The sequence below is a fragment of the Larkinella harenae genome (assembly GCF_054780515.1).
This window is the reverse complement of the sequence record NZ_BAAGWE010000020.1, coordinates 25,028-41,389: the sequence shown is the minus strand read 5'-3', so window position 1 is coordinate 41,389 and position 16,362 is coordinate 25,028. Positions and strand designations below refer to the sequence as shown.

Here is a 16,362-nt window from a genome sequence, read left to right as displayed (position 1 = left end):
GGACTCTTGAACGATGGAGTAGCGGTCCTCCGGGGTGAATGTTCGTCGTGTTTTGCTCATTGTTCCTGAAGTTAAAGGGACTTAATTGTTTTTACAATTTTGTCCAACTCTTCGGGGGGCTAAGACATTATCGACGTTGCTTTTTATAGCTTCTGGTTTCGTGCAAGGGGGCCGATCAAACTTCATATAGGCAATGGTAAGGGTTAAGTCGTTCTTCGCTCGCTGCTGGAATGCCTGCCTACCAAATACGCTAGACTTTCATTGGGTCATGGTTTTTGGTCGGCTTGGTATTGCTCTACTGGAAATATCAACCGATTGGGACGGGTGGGGCGGTTATTCCGAAAATCCCAAAAAGACCTATCGGCCGGAGTTTACATTGCTGGAGCTGGAATGGCACGGTAAGAACTATACTGGCTTCCAGCGAAGGCTCTTAGGCTACAAGCTCGAATACCAAACCGAGTTTCTGGATACTGATTTTGACGATGATGACGAAGAGGTGGAAACTGAAACCTGGTACTGGCACCGAGTGAGTATCCTGTTTTTCGACTTCTGGTTTGAAGCGAATGGGCTTATCAATCTGCGAATGAATGCCTAACACCGCACGACGTATAACAACAACCGTAAATACTGAATCATGGATTCAAACCCCCTCGACTACCAGGTCAACGAACGGATTGCAATAACCTTTCAGCATCTAAATATAAAGCCCGGCCAATTTGCGCAGCTTCGCGGATTCAACAGGATGACCTTGCACACGATAGCCACGAAGAAGCGTAGGGTTTCTTCCGAGCTATTGGCCCGCATCTGCCAGGCGGATAAACTAATATCGGCAGAATACTTAGAGCCACTGCGAAACGTATACTAATACCCGGTTAACAAGGCAATGACTATAAATATCAATTTCCTCAATGAGTTCACGGTAGGTAACTGGCGCACCATTGTACTCTCTCTTGTCGCCGATGATGAACAGCCGCCATACTTTGGGTTTCTCGGCCTTTGCAATGAAACCATTGATGTAGATAAGTTATGGTACTTCTCAATTGAGCGGTATTTGTTGTCTTATCAGTTCTACCAATGGTATCGTGGACCTAATTACGACCAACCAGAACGCCCCGTCCACTGCATTGACATTCTTTACTTCCGTATTGTCATCCCCGCCAAAACGTCATGAGCAACGCCGTACCGTACCGGCGGATGGCCGAGAAGGTCGTCCGCCAGGTGATCAGCAATAACTCTAGCGACCGACTCCCTGAGCTTCGCCGGAAGATCCGCAACGCCTACCCTTTTGGCTATCCGGAAGGCTATGCGTTGATGGTCTGGAACTACGAAGTGTCAGCGCAGCTCGCTACGCGCAAACGTCCCTACAATCGCGTGAATTGTAGTATTAAAAAGTAATCCAACTTCTTGATAAATCAACTGATTTTTAGTAATTTAACTCATGGCACAGGTACGTACCACAAAGGAAGATGTGCAGGCAATAACAGGCGGTGTCCTGTTCAATAAAGCCGCCAAATCACACGTAAACAAGGATATTGAGATACCCTCGGTTGAGGGAAAGCAGAAGTTTCGAGTCTATGGGAGGGGGATTGATCGTAAAACATGGATATTCATTTATCCACACCAAGTAGAGGAAAAGCGAGAAAAGTACCGTGTCCTTGGGCAGTCGCTACATGGTCCGCTTTCCGAAGATGACGAAGAAGCAAAATAAAAACATCCAATCTGAAGTATGGACCAGGAAAATAAAGTAGAAGACACACACGCATTAAATGTTGAGAAGTTTAGGTTACGCACCTTGTGGCGATTTGACGCTATTCAAGATTTGGTTAAGCGGGGCGAAGCAGTTGATCACGACGATATAGTATTGGCCCACTCGCTGGACTCTATCGACTTATTTCTACGGGGCTATCTGGTTGGAAAGCAGCAAAACCTAAGATTCGTAAACTCTCATATCCGACAGTATAAGGAGCTTGCCCGGACAATTAACAAGGATGAGCAGAGTATGTACGAAGCCGTATTCTGGCTTGTTGTCGAAGCCTACGAAGACATGCTTGAATTTGAGTTATATGAACTTGTGCCGACGCTCAAAAACGCCTTGGAGAAAGTCACAGCAAACCTATTTCCCTCGGCCTATCCTTTGTTGTTTCCGGAGGACCCGGACGCAACAGAAGAAGAAAGACTGCTCATCGCTTACCGAATGGAACTTTCTCCAGAAGAAGCACCAACAATCGACCATCCGACGGACACCATATTAAAGCTGTGGCCGCCAGATGCCCATGTGGTCCAGGGTAAAAAGCAGGGGCTTACAGGAGAATCACTTAGGCTGTGCTATTTTATGGATAAGGCTTGTGTAACCTTTCGTCGCTACCTTCTCTCGACACGGAGTACCCTTCGCGGCTTTTATGCAACCGTAGAGGATATGCGGTCTCAATTCCCTGATATAGACCCACCTTCTCTACGAACACTCTTATCAGCCATTATTGACCAAGATTTGCGCAACCATATCGCACGTTTTGAAGTCTGGGAGGTAATGGCCCGGTTTGACGACGGATGGAGCAAAATAAAGAGAAAGTATCAAATCCAGTGACGAAAAGGCTGGATTAAGGACAGGGCTTTAAATTCAATTAAACATAAAACAACCATGGTAAGCGTACTATTAAAAGTTGAAGTAGGAAATCGTCAGCGTGGATGGGTATCGTTCAAGACCGAACATTACCCAAACTATTTGCCTGGACAGGAGATAATGCTAGCCACTGAGCTTGACGACGAAGTGATTCAATTCGAGCACTTTCGTGTTAAAGAAGTAGCGCATAGCGTCGGGCCAGAAGAACTGCCCGACGATCCACGTCCAATTACGGTAAACGTCTTGGTTGAAGTAACTGACCGCAAGCAAGTTCGCGGAGAAGAGGAAGAAGGGCGATTCCAGGATTTTATGTTGACCCCGGAGGAGAAGGATGAAATCTTTGAAAACGAGTCTTTCGACTACGAATAAGTGTATCAGACAGGTTAATTATAACCAACGGTTAATTGATACGATCAGTAATCGTACTTAAATAATGGTTGGTTATGATATTTTGGGATAGGCGTAAAAGGCGAGAGTCACTTGATTTTCGCCTTTTTTATTGCAGAAAATCAACTATATTAGACATGCACGTCATCGGGCCTAATATTTTGTTGTTGATCATTCAAAACGCCAAGGTTACTGACCTCGGCGTTTTTATTATAACTAAAAGTTATATATCCAAGATTGAATTGTGAGTTGTTGGGTGTACTGGTTCGGCTAGTTCTTTATCAGCTTAATACTTTCTTACACTGAGGGGGCAGCATAATCCAGAAGGGTTCGACATGGTGTCGAGGGGGTGATGAAACGTCACCTCCATTTTTCTTGATTTTTAGAATAAACCTATTTTGGTGTGATTAGAGAAAGTCTTCAGTTTGAGGAGTTCCTCCTCTTCTGGTGAAAAACTCAGGGGTATGGAATTTCCATGCTCTTGAACGTCCTGACATCAACGTCGAAACGATCCCGGAACGTCGCGCATTTTAAATGCTTAACGTCCACTCCCACTGGACGGAATTAGAAACGTTCGCGCGGAAGCGGACATCGACCGTGAGCGGAAGGATGGCGTTTAAAACGCGACCCTTTTGCCGTTGGAAAACGGTTGATTATTGAGAATTAATTCTCAGCATTGAATTAGTCTGCCCGGTTATTATCCTTCAACAGCTATGAAGCCTAACCGCATTAGTGTTTTTTCGGCTTCGGTTAAGGTAGGGCCGGTCGGGTGACGTCGCTCTACGAAGTTGCGAACGCTTTTGATCACGGTAAGTACGCTACCCTCAAATTCGGACAAGGGCACTTGCTGAGCTTCACCGATGGCCGCCCCATTCACATAAGGGACAATAGTTGCTTGATGCTCATCCATTGACACCGCCACCTCGCAGGGGATGTTGTTGTGAACCAGGGGTAGTTTGTAGGATTTCATTTCTTCTCGCCGGAAGGGAATACCTCGTTGATTTGCCGTACCTGTTCGTCTAATTCGGCTTGGGTGACCGGTTTGATTTCTTTCTTCTTTGCCATGCCACAAAGGTAAAACAAAACCCGGCTCTATCGGAGTCCGGGTTGTCTACATTCTCTCTGTCCTAGTATTTGTTAGTCTACCCAAAGGTACAAATTCCAAGCCTCATATCATACCACTATCTCAGTATTATGATATAATTATCGAATATTTCTTGACATTATTGTTGATTGTATGTTATAGTTGCAATATATATTCTCTCTAACTTACATGATAGTCAATGATGACACCCTATTACCCCACGAAATTATCGTGCTCGATTCCCGCGCATGGGACGAGCAATTTCTTGGTTTTCAGCCCACAACCGGCTTTGCTTCCCCCGCCAATCAGGACTTCAAACGCGCCTGTGACCTGAATGAATTGATCGTGCGGGACCGCGATGCAACCATCTACGCCCAGATGACCACCGACAGCATGGAACCCGACCGCATTTTCGAGGGCAGCCGGTTGATTGTCGATGCGAATCATCCGGTGGTGGACGGTACGATCATCATGGCCTGGGCGGACGGTGGGCTACGGGTTCGGCGCATTCAGATGCTGGACCATTTCTTTATCCTTCACGCATCGAACCAGCTTTACCCGCCCATCTATTGCCACGAAGGCGGGGATTTTCTGTTTTACGGGGTTGTGACATTCGTGTTTTACCCGGTTAAACAGCCGAAAGAATGAGCGCGCTCTGGATTTTACACGTTGACGTAAACAACTTCTATGCGAGTTGCCACGTCTCATTCAATCCAGCACTGCGCGGTCGCCCCATTGTCATACTCTCCAACAACGATGGCAATGTGATTGCTCGGAGCGCGGCCGCCAAAGCGATGGAAATACGCATGGGCCAACCCTTCCATGAGGTGCGGCATCTGGTCGAAGCGGGCAAGCTGGTGGCTTTTAGCTCCAAGTACCAGCTGTACGGTGATATGTCCACGCGGGTCATGAACATCATGCGCCGATTCTTTCCGGAATTGGAGCTTTACAGCATCGATGAGGTGTTTTGCCAAATGGAGGGTAAATTAAAGGATGTGGAGTCCCTGGCTCGGCGCGTTAAGGATGTAATTAATCGCTGGCTGCGCCTGAATGTCTCCATTGGCATTGCCCCTACGAAATCACTGGCGAAAGTAGCGACCCACGTAGCCAAGCGGAATGAAGAGCACGATGGCGTATTTGCGTTGGCAAACCGGCTGTTCACCGATCAGGTGCTGAAAGAAATGAAGGTGGGCGACTTGTGGGGCATCGGTAGCAGCGGAACGGTCAAACTCAACGCGGTGGGGGCTGAAACCGCTTTTCAGTTTATCAACCTACCCGATGGCTGGATTCAAAAGAAGCTGACCATCCAGGGGCTTCGCCTGGCGCACGAGCTGCGCGGTGAGGTAGCCCGGCCTCTACAATTGGTCATCAAACCCAAGAAGGCAATCATGGTGGCACCCTCATTCGGTCGGCCGGTAACGGATCTGGAAACGATTACGAAAGCCCTGAAGCTGCACGTGATCAAGGCGGGCGAGAAACTGCGGCACCAGCATTCCAAGGCGGCCATGATGACGGTATTCATCAATACGAACCGTTGGCAGCCCAGGAAGCCGCAGTATTCCAGTAGCATCAGCTTCTCACTACCGTTTGCCACCAACGAAAATGATGTGATGTTCGACTGCGCCAAGGCGGTATTGCGAGACTTGTACCGTCCGGGTTATGACTACCACAAAGTAGGCGTGATGCTTTCGGGCCTCAGTGAAGATACCAGCCAGCAATTGAAGCTGTTTATCGAAACGCCCGACCCACGTAAGGGGAAATTAGAGAAGGCGTTCGACCGAATCCGGCTAAAGTTCGGCCGGGATATGGTATTCTATGCGGATCGGTTGCCAACCAGAGAACCAGATCCAGACTGGCTGCGAAAAGAGCAGTACAAGTCTGGTGCACCTACTACCAACTGGAAAGAAATTCTGACCGCAGCGTAAATCGAGTATTTTGCCTATAACCCTTGCTTGAACTGATATGATTATTATTGACAAAGCTTTCAAGGAGTTGGCTACCTGGCAATTGAAAAAGCCTTTTAACGACCAGAACCTGAAAATTGAAATGGTCAAAACGCTTATTGCCCAACTGTCCGATTATCTAGTATTCACCAAACGGGTGATTGTGCCCGACGAGGTAGAAAAGCGTCAGGGCATTGAGGTGTCGATGGGCTTTGTAGCCTTAAATCGAAAGGACTACAAGCAGGTAAAAGAACTACTGAGTGACCTAGCGGGCGGTAATTTGGAGAATGAGACGTACCAGAAGATTATTGCCATCCTAGAGCAACCTATGAAATAAAATGTGTGTATCCTGAAATGTAAAGCCTAATTTTTAGGCAAGTTCTCCGGCTTTCCAGCATCTTTCAACTTAATGTAATTTATTACAGCATAATGAAGCTGAAGATCTTTGGGTAATAATTTCATTTTCAGGTATTCGTCTTGGCTCATTTGCTTTCGCTGAACGTACTCCCGAACTTTTTGTTTACACCCCTCAAAGCCTAATTGAATCTGATTTTCGCGTTCCGAGAATGGCAGTGCATCTAGCCAGGTTTGATAATCGTCAAAAGTTGGTTCAATGTCAGATCCATGACTATAGCGGTGGGCAGCGATAAAGCCCATAAATCCACTTATAAGTGAAGAGATTTTGCCTCCCTTTATTGCATGGCTTGTAAACGACTCAATTATCAATCGATGCTGATCTTCGCCTGGGTGCTTAAGATACATTAACTCATCTATCTCCCTTTTTTTTGCAATGTATGCTGGTGCCGAATCAGGGAAAACCTCATCAATCTGCCGTATTTGTTCCTGCCTTTCTTCTGCGGTGAATGGTTTGAAAGTACTTGATTTCTTAGCCATATTATTTCACCTTCACTAAAAGCTTCTAGATGGGTTTATCTTATTGCGATTGGTGAATGGAGGCAGTACTTCCTTGTAAAGGCCCGCCTTTATTCTTCTTTCTACCTCCTCTCGCTCTATCATTTCCCACTTTGTCCATAAACCGTTTCGTTCCTTTCTTCTCTCTGCTAGTGCCCCATCGGGATACTCTATTACCTGAAAAATCATATTAATATCACCCACCGAATAGGTTTTGATTTTCCTGTTAGAGACACTCAAACCAAATAAATCTCCAAAATTGGGTTCGTCCATGATGTTCTTATTTTATATGTTAAAAACCAAGATGAAAATAAAGTGAAAAATCAGAAAGGAAAAATTGAATGAGTTAATGGTAGGTCGGCCTACAGTTACGTTGTAGAGGAAAGTATATAGCTATTGAGTAAGCAATTTTGTCTTGGTCGAAGAGCCCATTACCATGCTATCTGGTAATGAGTTGTAAATCTTACAACCCTTCGACCAATCCGGATATTTCGGGTCAGTCACTCCCACTGAGTGGGAGATAGGAATTGATTCTCAATCTCACCAAGCAAAGTTGAGAAAGTTTTCTCGGTAGCTTCGTCAATCAGTCTGCCTGTACAGCAGTTGTACATAAATGAACCGGCACTGTACAAGCAGTCTTTGATTGAGAATGTTTTCTCATCGTTGCGGGTAAAATTGAGAAAACATTCTCAATATCATGACTTGCCCGTGCGCCATTTCTCTAATGCCTCTGCTGGGACGCTGTAGGTTCTGCCTCTCACATAAATATCTACCATTCTCAACGCGGGATACCCTGCAACTAATCCTGGTTCCAATAGCTCGCTGGAGGAGCGTGTCGCGTTTAAAAAGCGGAACGCTTCTACGGGTAGTCTTAGCTTCAATTGCTGGACCATTGCCATATCAACTATCACCTTTGTTGCGGGTTTTAATTTTGCGAATTGTTTACTGTCCATACTCATGGTTGCACTATTTCATTAACGATTACCTTGGTTACGCTTATGGAGACGTTGCACTTGCATCGCGTGAAACTCCTTGCCGGTTGAAGTAACAAACCCGTCTTGATTTAATAAGTTCGCTATCTCGGTATAGGTCTTGCCCTGACTGCGGAGGTGGGCCACCATTGCCGATGCGCGCCGGTTGTTCTGGTTAACCGCGGCCTTTCGCTTCGTAGCGGCAGCACCCTTGATCTGGGCTTCGCGGGTCAGGTTCTCAGGGTTTCCGAGCTTTGCACCCTGGGCCACTTTTGCCGCCAACGCAGCTTTGGTTCGTCCGCTGATCAGTTCACGCTCATGCTGTGCCAGGGAAGCGAAGATTCCGATTGTTAGTGTTGATGCTTCGGGTAGGTCCACGCACTTAAAATCAACACCCGAGTCCCTGAGTGCGAAGATAAACGAGGCATTACGGCTTAAACGGTCGAGCTTGGCAATGACGAGCGTTGCGCCCTGCTTCTGGGCTGCATCAATGGCCGCTGCCAATTGCTCGCGCTGGTTCTTCTTTCCCGACTCTACCTCCACAAACTCCCCTACTATTGGGGCTTCCTTCACAAATCCGCGCACAGCATCTTTCTGAGCATCCAACCCAAGGCCTGAGCGGCCCTGCTTCGCGGTGCTAACTCGGTAATAAGCGACGTACTTACGGCTGCCGCTGGTGTGTACCTGATGAAATGTCTTCTTTGCCATCACTGTCCATATTTCACATATAAGCCATAACCTAGGGTGCCCAAGACAACAACGTATCCAGCACCCTCAGCAATCGGATTATCAAATAGGGCCAATACTGCACCCAACGCAAGTGCTACATACCACAACGCTCTCGGCTTCTTATTCATAAATGACTTACATAAATCTCATCTTAAAAGTAGGAAATATAGCCCAAATTAACAAGGCATAGACGAACGTTTAAGCCTTGTTATATAAGGAGTAAGCAAAGTGATATACACTTAACCTTTAAACATGATAGCAGATTGCTATACAAAAATGTTAAGTTTTTCTTGCATTTGCCTAGGCTTTTGAGTAGCTTACCATCAAACTTAAATCTATTGAATATCAGATGGATAAAGAACCTAAACAGGTGCAGGTCTTGGTGCGGATGTCACCCAAGATGAAAAGCGACCTTTTGGCGATTGCGAAAGAGAAGGAAGTTAGCATATCCGACTACATCCGCGATTTGGTATCCAATTCGGTAAGAAGTTACCGACGCCAAAATGGTAAAACAGCCTAGTATAGTTAGTAAAACGCCTGATTGTCAACGTTTTAACACTGAGACTAACCGGTTTAGCAAGCGCGAGGCGGATTATTTAGCCGATCTACCTAGTTGACCCAGTAATATTAGTAAACTTTTATGACTGAGTAAACCTAGTAATACGGAGTGAGTCAGTAAATCCTCTTCGATGGTGAAACAGTTGATATACGATGTTAGGGCGCTGCGCAAGGTTCGGCGGGTTGTCGCTCCCGAGCCGGTCTCGGCACCAGTAGTAGTGGACGAAGCGCCAGATAAGCGAGTCGATCCTCTACCGGAAGACCTGCCGACCAACGAAAAAGTATTGATTGGTGAACCGATCGCTATCTATTTTGAGGATGAGGACCAGAGTACCGAAGCCGAGAAAGCGGTACGAAGGATGGAGAAGAAAAATCCGGCACTTACTGCGCTGATTGGGGCACTAGACCTTACCCCTATTGGCGTTGCTGAGCCTGATAGCCACAAGCGTTGCCGCAAACTCGCCGAAGAGCTACTCAGCCCCGGACTTGTATACACAAAGGATCAGCTACTTGATTTGATCTCAACAAAAACCAAAGGTGACAAGCTCCGGGCTGAAGCAGGATTTGCACTGATGTTAACCGCCCGGGCCATTGAGCGAACGCTTAACCCCGATTTATATTACCTGGGTAGCTCTACCCCTTTTTGAAAGTAAACAACATAATATGAGTAAACCTAGTAAACTTTAGTTACCGATATGATTGAAGAAGCTGTATCATATATAGGATTCGGATTGCAACCAATTCCGGCTACTTCGGACAAACGTCCGTTTGGGGAGTGGAAGGCCTACCAAACTACGCGGATTGATGAAGCGACATTGCGGCAGTTGTTCGCTGGTAGCAACGTTACCGGCACCGGCATCCTCTGCGGTGATATTTCGGGCAACCTGGAAGTGATTGATGTTGATTGCAAATACGACCTTACTGGCAGGTTGTTTGATGACCTGCGGGACAACATCGCCGGAGCCTTGCCCGAGTTAATTGATAGCCTGGTAATCGCAACCACTCCGAGTGGTGGATACCACATCTACTACCGCTGTGCTCAGATCGACGGCAACAAGAAGTTAGCCCGCCGCCCACCGACCCCGGAAGAGATTGAAAAGAACCCTAATGAGAAGGCGCTGGTGTTGATCGAGACACGCGGCCAGGGCGGTTTTATCATGGCCCCCCCTTCTGCCGGTTACCGTTTGATACAGGGCCGCTTCAATAGCATTCCAACTATATCCACTGAAGACCGCACGACCATCCTTGCCATTACCCGGAGCTTTAACCTAGAACCAGAGCAAACCGAGTATAAGCAACAACGAACGCAAGCCAGCACCTCTTTTGATGCGGACCTATCCGACTCGCCGTTTGCCGCCTACAACCAACGCGGAGACGTAGTTGCTCTGCTACAGCAACACGGATGGGCCTACGTTTTCCGTCAGGGGCCAAGGGTGCACATGAAGCGCCCCGGCCAAAGTGCCGCCAGAACATCGGGTAACTTCCACGAAGAACTGCGTAAGTTCTACGTTTGGACTAGTAGCTCCGAGTTTGATTCCGAAAGGGCTCATAGCCCGTCCGACGTATTCATTCAACTTGAGTGTGGCGGAGACAAAAGCCTGGCTGCCCGTCGGCTGCTTGAAATGGGGTACGGGTCACCACGCACAACCGCTTCACGTACTCAGGAGCCAACCCAGGTAAAGGCCGACAAAATACGGGTGGAGGGTATTGATAAAGCGAAGCAGCCTGTTACGCTGGTTGATGTCAACCTTATGCTTAAGGTGGAGAACGTTAAAGCCGCAGACCTCGAATCCGTTTACATCTACTACGTTGACGACAAATCAGAGCGCGAGGTTGTACACGTATTGAACGCATTGAACGCGTGGACGCAGGCGCGGATTTACGTTCGGCAGGTGGCCACCATTGAATCTAAGGAGGGCGAATCTTTGCGACCTTATGAGTTTCTGGCGAACCGTCTGTTTCGTCGCTACAATGAACTGTACACCAAGAACGGAGGATACCTCAAAGCCGAAGAAGAGGACCGTTTTTTTGAAAAGGTTCACGACACGGGCGCTAACATAAAAGACCCGGGCGACCGGGAACGGTACCGGGATCTGGTGTTGCGCTTCGGAAAAGAAAACGAGCTAGGGATAACTGAAGAGACTTACACGGCTATTGCGGAGAAAATCCGGTTTGATCGGGCCATTGAAGCTCAAAAAACCGAAATGTCCGATTTGCTGGAGCGTGTTCGCAAAAAGCAAGACACCGGCGATTTGAACGGGGCAATGGCTGACCTGAGCAAGGGGATTCAGCAAATTAAATCTAAGACGGCCAAGGACAACTTTTCGAGTTTATTGCTACCAACGACCGAAGCGGCCTTTGCCGAACGAATCAAAAAGAAGCCCGAAGACCTGGAGACTGGCTACACTATCGCGGGTGAACAGGTCAAATTCCCCGCCGGAGCCATCAGTCTACTGGTTGCCCCAACGAACCACGGCAAAACGACACTTCTAGTTAACTCGTTGTTGCGGGCTGTACAGTCAAAGACGGACAAATCCTTCTATATGTTTAGTTACGAAGAGGATGCCGATAGCGTCTTGGTAACAACCCTGAGCGTGTACATTGGAAAGAAGATTAGTGCCAACAATCGTAACAGCATTCGGTCGTATTACCGAAACGAGGAAGACCCGCTTAAGTATATCAACGCGATTGACCGGGATATCTTCAACCAAAAACGAACCGAGTTTTTCGGTGAATTGGTAGAAACGGGTAGGCTCTCGATCCATTATACCGAGTTCGGGTCCGGCCAACTCTCCGACGCTGTTCGGTATCTGGCAAAACACGGCAACGCGGGCGGTATCTTCATTGATTATATGCAGCTGCTGCGAAAGGAAGAGTTTAAGTCAGGACCTCGGGCTGAAGAGTTAAAACAGGTCTGCCTTGATCTTAAAAATGCTGCGGTTGATACGGGGCTACCTATTATCCTCTGTGCTCAATTTAGCCGCCAGGTGGTGAGCCCAATGCGCATGCACCCTACCAATATCGCCGATGCCTCCGATATTGAGAAAATCGCAAACTGCATTGTCGGATTCTGGAATCTTCACAAAAAGCCTCTTTGCACCGATGACGAGATCGACTTCATAAATACCTGCAAACGCATGGGGGATATGTACGCCGAGGTTTTGAAATTCCGGGGCGGCCCATCGACGGGCAGCGGTCTAGGCGAATGCCTGATCTTTGAAGGCAGTACGGGTGTCATCTCAAACCGGACGGTTGAGACGAACTGGAATAGTAGTGTACATTCACCTACAACATTTTTTAACGGCCAGTTATCTAACAACGAAGACGGAATAGATTTTTAGTAACTCTGATAAGTACAGTAAACTTAGTAAACCTGATAATATGAGTAAGGTAATTGCACTGGCAAATAACAAAGGTGGTGTCGCCAAGACTACCTCAACGATCAACCTGGGGGCGGGCCTGAACCGGATGGGAAAACGAGTTCTTTTGATTGACCTGGATCCGCAGGCCAATCTAACGCAGTCGCTAGGGGTTACCAATCCGGCTATAACCATCTACGACACGATGAGTGGTAGGGCACCCATATCGCCAGTGGTCGTACTGGATGGATTCGATATAGTCCCTTCTACACTGGACCTGTCGGGCGCCGAGATTGAGTTGAGCGCTGAAACGGGTCGGGAGTATATCTTACGTGAATCGCTTGACCCGATCCGCAAAAACTACGACTATATCCTTATTGACTGCCCCCCATCGCTGGGGCTGTTGGCGGTTAATGCACTCACCGCAGCTGACGAAATATTGATTCCGTTGCAGGCACAGTTCCTGGCCACCCAGGGATTAACCAAAATGCTTGAGGTCATAGATAAGATTCAAAAGCGACTCAATAAGAAGCTGAGGATTGGCGGGGTATTCCTAACTCAATACGATAGCCGAAAGGTTCTCAATCGAAACATTGCTGATGCTGTTCTGGGACACTTCACTGGGCAGGTACTTTCAACCCGCATCCGTGACAACGTAGCCCTAGCCGAAGCCCCGACACAGGGGCTAGACATCTTCCGGTATAACCCGAAGTCAAACGGAGCCGAAGATTATACCTCGCTCAGTATAGAGGTAGCCGGTTTAAATGGTTGACCAAATAACCTTAGTAAGTAAAGTAAACCTAGTAAACTTAGACTACTCAATAATATGGCAAAGAAAGACCTTACAGGCGGTATTCAATCGCTATTAGGAGGAAAGCCGCAACCAGAACAGCCACGCCCTACCGCAACAACGGCGACTCCGGTATCTGCCGAAACGCGGGCCACCTTCATTGTTCCAGAGGACCTGGTTAATAAACTTAAAGCCGTAGCGTATTGGGACCGGCGACTTTTAAAAGAAGTTGTTGCCGATGCCCTGGAGGGTTATATCCAGAAGTACGAAAAAGAGAACGGCACCATCCAACCCATTAACAAGACCAGATGAAGACCAGGCGAAGCGCAACAGATATAATTAAAAGGCCCATCAAAGACCGGGTAGAAATTCTGATCGACCATTTCGCCGCAGACGGTACGGGTGATCCTGAATTTGATAAGTACCTGCTCAATGATGAAGAAGTTGCCCTGATTGAAAAGTCTTTGGAAACCACTAGGGGGCGCGCCCTTTATGATCAAACCTTCTGGGCAAGAACCCAAATATGGGTAAGCCTGCTGGCCATCAAGCAACTTCATTACGCCTATCGGGAAGCGGTTGCATACATCACAGGCTACGCTATGCTTTGGGAGAGCTACCAAGAGACAGAGAACCTGCTGAACAATGTGCTGCGGGAGGTTGGCCCCCCAAAATCAAAAGCTATTGCCAAAATGATTCAGGAGTCGGAAAACCTGCTGTTTGTAGAAGTAGGAGAGAAGTCCGGCGAAAGTGAGCAGATTGAAATTGTAACGGACCGTAAGACGCCGGCAGTGACACGGCCCCTCGAAACCGTTATTCTCGAATGGCGAAGAAGGGCCGAGATGATCGTCGTTCAGCTTCGTGATGCATCGCTACAGCTGATTGATACGATGAGCACCTATGATACCTGGCCGAAGCCTTACCTAAAAGTTTTTGAACGGATTCTTCGCGCAATCGAAGACACGGAGGGATTCATGCCCAAGTATACAAAGTGGCGCTCTGGTCTGTCTGAAGAGCAGGTTCGTTTCGCCATTTATCCTGATACTAGCCAACTACTTGTCGATGACGACTTGTATGAAATGATCAAGAATCGAAAGGCCCTAATCGGTGAGCTATGAGCCAGAAACGAAAGTTGATTAAAAAGGAGAAGGTTAATCCGATAGTTCCGAATCAGCTCGACACGCTGACGTCGGCAAAGTCGCTTCGGGTAGAGCCGCCTAGCAGAGAGGGGTCCTTCATGCGTGCATCCATACTCGTTGAGCAAACCCAGAAGTACAGTTACCCAAAGGGGCAGTCTGACCAACTATCAATTTTTGATCAGCTATTACCGACTACTCAGGATAAGATTACCAAGCTCGGCAAATCCGCCGAATGGATAAATGAAAAAGGGATCGGGTTAAAATTAACCAAGGGTGAGCACAAGCTCCTTATTTGCATATCGAAGCTATTACATAAGAAGAGTCAACACACGGACAAAACGCGGAGCGACTACTTTACGGGCAATGTTGACCCCAATATCGTAGCGCCCAGAGAAACCTACCGGGAAGGGACTGATTTGAGATTTGATAAACGAAATCGCCGAACAGCATCTTTAGCCCTGACGCTTTACGAGATCACAAAAGAGTATAAAGGTGGCGAAACGCCCAGCGGGAGAGACGTTCAGAACGTTTTAGGAATGTTGATGCCACTGGCGAATGATCCAGACAAGCGGGCCCTGATAAAGTACACCCGGGAAACGAAGGACCCAAGTGCTCGCGGGGGGAGAATCGTGGACGAAATCGAAGGTTTTGAAACACTGTTGGATATTTTCACCACCAACCGGAAAATCTACAATGAGAATGATGTTTTGACTTCCACGCGGTCAGAAGTCATTATCTACCTAAATCCCATCTTTCGGGATCAGATTGAATCAAAATACATTGAGTACCCCGATGACTTCATAAAGCGCATTATTGACGCCAACAAGTCACACAATATATCTGAAGTAACATTCCGTCTGATCGACTTTTTGGCACATGCCCGATCAAACAAGCCGAAGGATGGCAAAACAGAAGTCTACGAAGAGAAGCTATATTACAAACTTGCTGAAGACTGGATGAAGGACCCCAAGCGCGGCAAGTCATTCATCAAGAAGGCGGTTGATAAGGCGATTGAAGTTTCTGTATCCATCGGATTGCTGCTCGGATTTGAGCGCACGGCCGGTGCCACAGGCAGCCCAAAATACATTTTCAGCCTGAACGCTAACTGGACTTGAGAAGGGAAAATGTTGCCTTAACAACTATGTACCTAATTGCGCTAGCTATGTACCTAATTGCGCAAAAAGGCAGGAGACTATGTACCTAATTGCGCTAGCTATGTACCTAATTGCGCAAGATATTTTGTAAATACCTGTTTAACAGTAGTTTATAGGCCATTTTGAAACAGTAAGAATATTAAGAGTATTTTTTAAGACTCTTAAGAAAGAAGGGAAGTCCGCACAGGCTTCCTTCCCTTCCGGAAAAAAAGCCCCCCACGCGCCTGAAAATCATTACTTGCTGTTGGGAGATGGAAAGCTAGTCATGCCTTAAAAAAATATTTGGTAAAGTAGGTTTTGATCGTTGATCCACTAAATTTGCGATGCAAGGGAAATAAAATAGGCATGTAATTTTGGCACCATATTTTCCCTTTAAAAACATTAAGGCCCCCTGCATAAAACAGAAAGGCCTTAAAGTGAGGGGTCAGCAACTTGCTACTCCTCTCCAAGGAGATAGATTCTTAAAGCATAGAATACCACTCGAAAAAAGCTTCCTACGGCTTCGAGTTTTCGATATGGTTTCTCTCTTTTAACTTCTCCTTGCTTCCTGGGCACCTTTTTTTTGCCCATTTCGCAATAGGCCAGAGGGATGTTCTCTCTGGCTTTTTCGTTTCCAGATTTTACCAGAAATGACTAGGCGTAAAACGCGTGTTGATTAATCCAAAATTGAACTTTGAATATATAATTTGCAAATATTTGTCAGTTTTTTGTGCAAAAAA

General features: G+C 47.1%; 19 protein-coding genes. 15 read left to right on the top strand and 4 right to left on the bottom strand.

From position 1 onward, the window contains the following. Nucleotides 1-268: 268 nt before the first annotated feature. The 6 genes from ACYVH9_RS31100 to ACYVH9_RS31075 all read left to right on the top strand — a co-directional run bounded on the left by ACYVH9_RS31100 (nucleotide 269) and on the right by ACYVH9_RS31075 (nucleotide 2,989). Nucleotides 269-595 carry a hypothetical protein gene (locus ACYVH9_RS31100; RefSeq protein ID WP_460640360.1) on the top strand — a complete coding sequence of 109 codons (327 nt, stop codon included), beginning with the start codon at nucleotides 269-271 and terminating at the stop codon, nucleotides 593-595. Between the two features lie 288 nt (nucleotides 596-883). Continuing rightward, on the top strand, nucleotides 884-1,171 hold the full coding sequence (locus ACYVH9_RS31095; RefSeq protein ID WP_460640359.1) for a hypothetical protein: 288 nt from the start codon (nucleotides 884-886) through the stop codon (nucleotides 1,169-1,171). Further along, the gene (locus ACYVH9_RS31090; protein WP_460640358.1) at nucleotides 1,168-1,395 is read left to right on the top strand and encodes a hypothetical protein; all 228 of its coding nucleotides are present in this window, start codon (nucleotides 1,168-1,170) and stop codon (nucleotides 1,393-1,395) included. Before ACYVH9_RS31095 ends, ACYVH9_RS31090 begins: the two co-directional genes overlap by 4 nt. 43 nt (nucleotides 1,396-1,438) lie before the next feature. Continuing rightward, nucleotides 1,439-1,708: a hypothetical protein gene (locus ACYVH9_RS31085; protein WP_460640357.1), complete on the top strand. Its 270-nt coding sequence runs from the start codon at nucleotides 1,439-1,441 to the stop codon at nucleotides 1,706-1,708. Nucleotides 1,709-1,726: 18 nt separating this feature from the next. Beyond that, nucleotides 1,727-2,584: a hypothetical protein gene (locus ACYVH9_RS31080; RefSeq protein WP_460640356.1), complete on the top strand. Its 858-nt coding sequence runs from the start codon at nucleotides 1,727-1,729 to the stop codon at nucleotides 2,582-2,584. A gap of 54 nt (nucleotides 2,585-2,638) precedes the next feature. Continuing rightward, the gene (locus tag ACYVH9_RS31075; RefSeq protein WP_460640355.1) at nucleotides 2,639-2,989 is read left to right on the top strand and encodes a hypothetical protein; all 351 of its coding nucleotides are present in this window, start codon (nucleotides 2,639-2,641) and stop codon (nucleotides 2,987-2,989) included. Between the two features lie 715 nt (nucleotides 2,990-3,704). Here the strand turns inward: ACYVH9_RS31075 and ACYVH9_RS31070 are convergent. Then, complete coding sequence (locus ACYVH9_RS31070; protein ID WP_460640354.1) at nucleotides 3,705-3,977, bottom strand: hypothetical protein; 273 nt, start codon at nucleotides 3,975-3,977, stop codon at nucleotides 3,705-3,707. Between the two features lie 303 nt (nucleotides 3,978-4,280). Here ACYVH9_RS31070 and ACYVH9_RS31065 point away from each other — a divergent pair, with 303 nt between their 5' ends. The 3 genes from ACYVH9_RS31065 to ACYVH9_RS31055 are packed head-to-tail and all read left to right on the top strand — an operon-like array spanning nucleotide 4,281 to nucleotide 6,371. Beyond that, nucleotides 4,281-4,739, top strand: coding sequence for a LexA family protein (locus tag ACYVH9_RS31065; RefSeq protein ID WP_460640353.1), 459 nt, complete (start codon nucleotides 4,281-4,283; stop codon nucleotides 4,737-4,739). Then, the gene (locus tag ACYVH9_RS31060) at nucleotides 4,736-6,016 is read left to right on the top strand and encodes a Y-family DNA polymerase (RefSeq protein WP_460640352.1); all 1,281 of its coding nucleotides are present in this window, start codon (nucleotides 4,736-4,738) and stop codon (nucleotides 6,014-6,016) included. Before ACYVH9_RS31065 ends, ACYVH9_RS31060 begins: the two co-directional genes overlap by 4 nt. Before the next feature lie 37 nt (nucleotides 6,017-6,053). Further along, nucleotides 6,054-6,371, top strand: a complete 318-nt coding sequence (locus ACYVH9_RS31055) for a hypothetical protein (protein ID WP_460640351.1) — start codon at nucleotides 6,054-6,056, stop codon at nucleotides 6,369-6,371. Between the two features lie 26 nt (nucleotides 6,372-6,397). Here ACYVH9_RS31055 and ACYVH9_RS31050 read toward each other — a convergent pair whose 3' ends face one another. From ACYVH9_RS31050 to ACYVH9_RS31040, 3 genes are all read right to left on the bottom strand, one after another. Beyond that, complete coding sequence (locus ACYVH9_RS31050; protein WP_460640350.1) at nucleotides 6,398-6,928, bottom strand: hypothetical protein; 531 nt, start codon at nucleotides 6,926-6,928, stop codon at nucleotides 6,398-6,400. 15 nt (nucleotides 6,929-6,943) lie between these two features. Beyond that, on the bottom strand, nucleotides 6,944-7,219 hold the full coding sequence (locus ACYVH9_RS31045; RefSeq protein WP_460640349.1) for a hypothetical protein: 276 nt from the start codon (nucleotides 7,217-7,219) through the stop codon (nucleotides 6,944-6,946). A 701-nt stretch (nucleotides 7,220-7,920) separates the two neighbouring features. After that, on the bottom strand, nucleotides 7,921-8,625 hold the full coding sequence (locus tag ACYVH9_RS31040) for a recombinase family protein (protein ID WP_460640348.1): 705 nt from the start codon (nucleotides 8,623-8,625) through the stop codon (nucleotides 7,921-7,923). A gap of 713 nt (nucleotides 8,626-9,338) precedes the next feature. On the opposite strand from ACYVH9_RS31040, the gene ACYVH9_RS31035 reads away from it, so the two are divergent. Genes ACYVH9_RS31035 through ACYVH9_RS31010 form a run of 6 tightly spaced genes read left to right on the top strand, consistent with a single transcriptional unit; the run spans nucleotide 9,339 to nucleotide 15,604 of the window. Beyond that, nucleotides 9,339-9,851: a hypothetical protein gene (locus tag ACYVH9_RS31035; protein ID WP_460640347.1), complete on the top strand. Its 513-nt coding sequence runs from the start codon at nucleotides 9,339-9,341 to the stop codon at nucleotides 9,849-9,851. Nucleotides 9,852-9,899: 48 nt separating this feature from the next. Next, a complete protein-coding gene (locus ACYVH9_RS31030) occupies nucleotides 9,900-12,545 on the top strand; it encodes a bifunctional DNA primase/polymerase (protein WP_460640346.1) in 2,646 nt (881 codons plus the stop codon). Nucleotides 12,546-12,585: 40 nt separating this feature from the next. Next, nucleotides 12,586-13,335, top strand: a complete 750-nt coding sequence (locus tag ACYVH9_RS31025; protein ID WP_460640345.1) for a ParA family protein — start codon at nucleotides 12,586-12,588, stop codon at nucleotides 13,333-13,335. A gap of 54 nt (nucleotides 13,336-13,389) precedes the next feature. Continuing rightward, the gene (locus tag ACYVH9_RS31020) at nucleotides 13,390-13,665 is read left to right on the top strand and encodes a hypothetical protein (protein ID WP_460640344.1); all 276 of its coding nucleotides are present in this window, start codon (nucleotides 13,390-13,392) and stop codon (nucleotides 13,663-13,665) included. Beyond that, complete coding sequence (locus ACYVH9_RS31015) at nucleotides 13,662-14,468, top strand: hypothetical protein (protein WP_460640343.1); 807 nt, start codon at nucleotides 13,662-13,664, stop codon at nucleotides 14,466-14,468. Before ACYVH9_RS31020 ends, ACYVH9_RS31015 begins: the two co-directional genes overlap by 4 nt. Beyond that, complete coding sequence (locus ACYVH9_RS31010; protein WP_460640342.1) at nucleotides 14,465-15,604, top strand: hypothetical protein; 1,140 nt, start codon at nucleotides 14,465-14,467, stop codon at nucleotides 15,602-15,604. The genes ACYVH9_RS31015 and ACYVH9_RS31010 overlap by 4 nt, the downstream gene beginning before the upstream one ends. Nucleotides 15,605-16,362: the final 758 nt, after the last annotated feature.

Bases quoted from the DNA above. Each gene is read 5' to 3' on its own strand.
- ACYVH9_RS31100 (WP_460640360.1), top strand. From the start codon at position 269: ATGGTTTTTGGTCGGCTTGGTATTGCTCTACTGGAAATATCAACCGAT.
- ACYVH9_RS31095 (WP_460640359.1), top strand. From the start codon at position 884: ATGACTATAAATATCAATTTCCTCAATGAGTTCACGGTAGGTAACTGG.
- ACYVH9_RS31090 (WP_460640358.1), top strand. From the start codon at position 1,168: ATGAGCAACGCCGTACCGTACCGGCGGATGGCCGAGAAGGTCGTCCGC.
- ACYVH9_RS31085 (WP_460640357.1), top strand. From the start codon at position 1,439: ATGGCACAGGTACGTACCACAAAGGAAGATGTGCAGGCAATAACAGGC.
- ACYVH9_RS31080 (WP_460640356.1), top strand. From the start codon at position 1,727: ATGGACCAGGAAAATAAAGTAGAAGACACACACGCATTAAATGTTGAG.
- ACYVH9_RS31075 (WP_460640355.1), top strand. From the start codon at position 2,639: ATGGTAAGCGTACTATTAAAAGTTGAAGTAGGAAATCGTCAGCGTGGA.
- ACYVH9_RS31070 (WP_460640354.1), bottom strand. From the start codon at position 3,977: ATGAAATCCTACAAACTACCCCTGGTTCACAACAACATCCCCTGCGAG.
- ACYVH9_RS31065 (WP_460640353.1), top strand. From the start codon at position 4,281: ATGATAGTCAATGATGACACCCTATTACCCCACGAAATTATCGTGCTC.
- ACYVH9_RS31060 (WP_460640352.1), top strand. From the start codon at position 4,736: ATGAGCGCGCTCTGGATTTTACACGTTGACGTAAACAACTTCTATGCG.
- ACYVH9_RS31055 (WP_460640351.1), top strand. From the start codon at position 6,054: ATGATTATTATTGACAAAGCTTTCAAGGAGTTGGCTACCTGGCAATTG.
- ACYVH9_RS31050 (WP_460640350.1), bottom strand. From the start codon at position 6,928: ATGGCTAAGAAATCAAGTACTTTCAAACCATTCACCGCAGAAGAAAGG.
- ACYVH9_RS31045 (WP_460640349.1), bottom strand. From the start codon at position 7,219: ATGGACGAACCCAATTTTGGAGATTTATTTGGTTTGAGTGTCTCTAAC.
- ACYVH9_RS31040 (WP_460640348.1), bottom strand. From the start codon at position 8,625: ATGGCAAAGAAGACATTTCATCAGGTACACACCAGCGGCAGCCGTAAG.
- ACYVH9_RS31030 (WP_460640346.1), top strand. From the start codon at position 9,900: ATGATTGAAGAAGCTGTATCATATATAGGATTCGGATTGCAACCAATT.
- ACYVH9_RS31025 (WP_460640345.1), top strand. From the start codon at position 12,586: ATGAGTAAGGTAATTGCACTGGCAAATAACAAAGGTGGTGTCGCCAAG.
- ACYVH9_RS31020 (WP_460640344.1), top strand. From the start codon at position 13,390: ATGGCAAAGAAAGACCTTACAGGCGGTATTCAATCGCTATTAGGAGGA.
- ACYVH9_RS31015 (WP_460640343.1), top strand. From the start codon at position 13,662: ATGAAGACCAGGCGAAGCGCAACAGATATAATTAAAAGGCCCATCAAA.
- ACYVH9_RS31010 (WP_460640342.1), top strand. From the start codon at position 14,465: ATGAGCCAGAAACGAAAGTTGATTAAAAAGGAGAAGGTTAATCCGATA.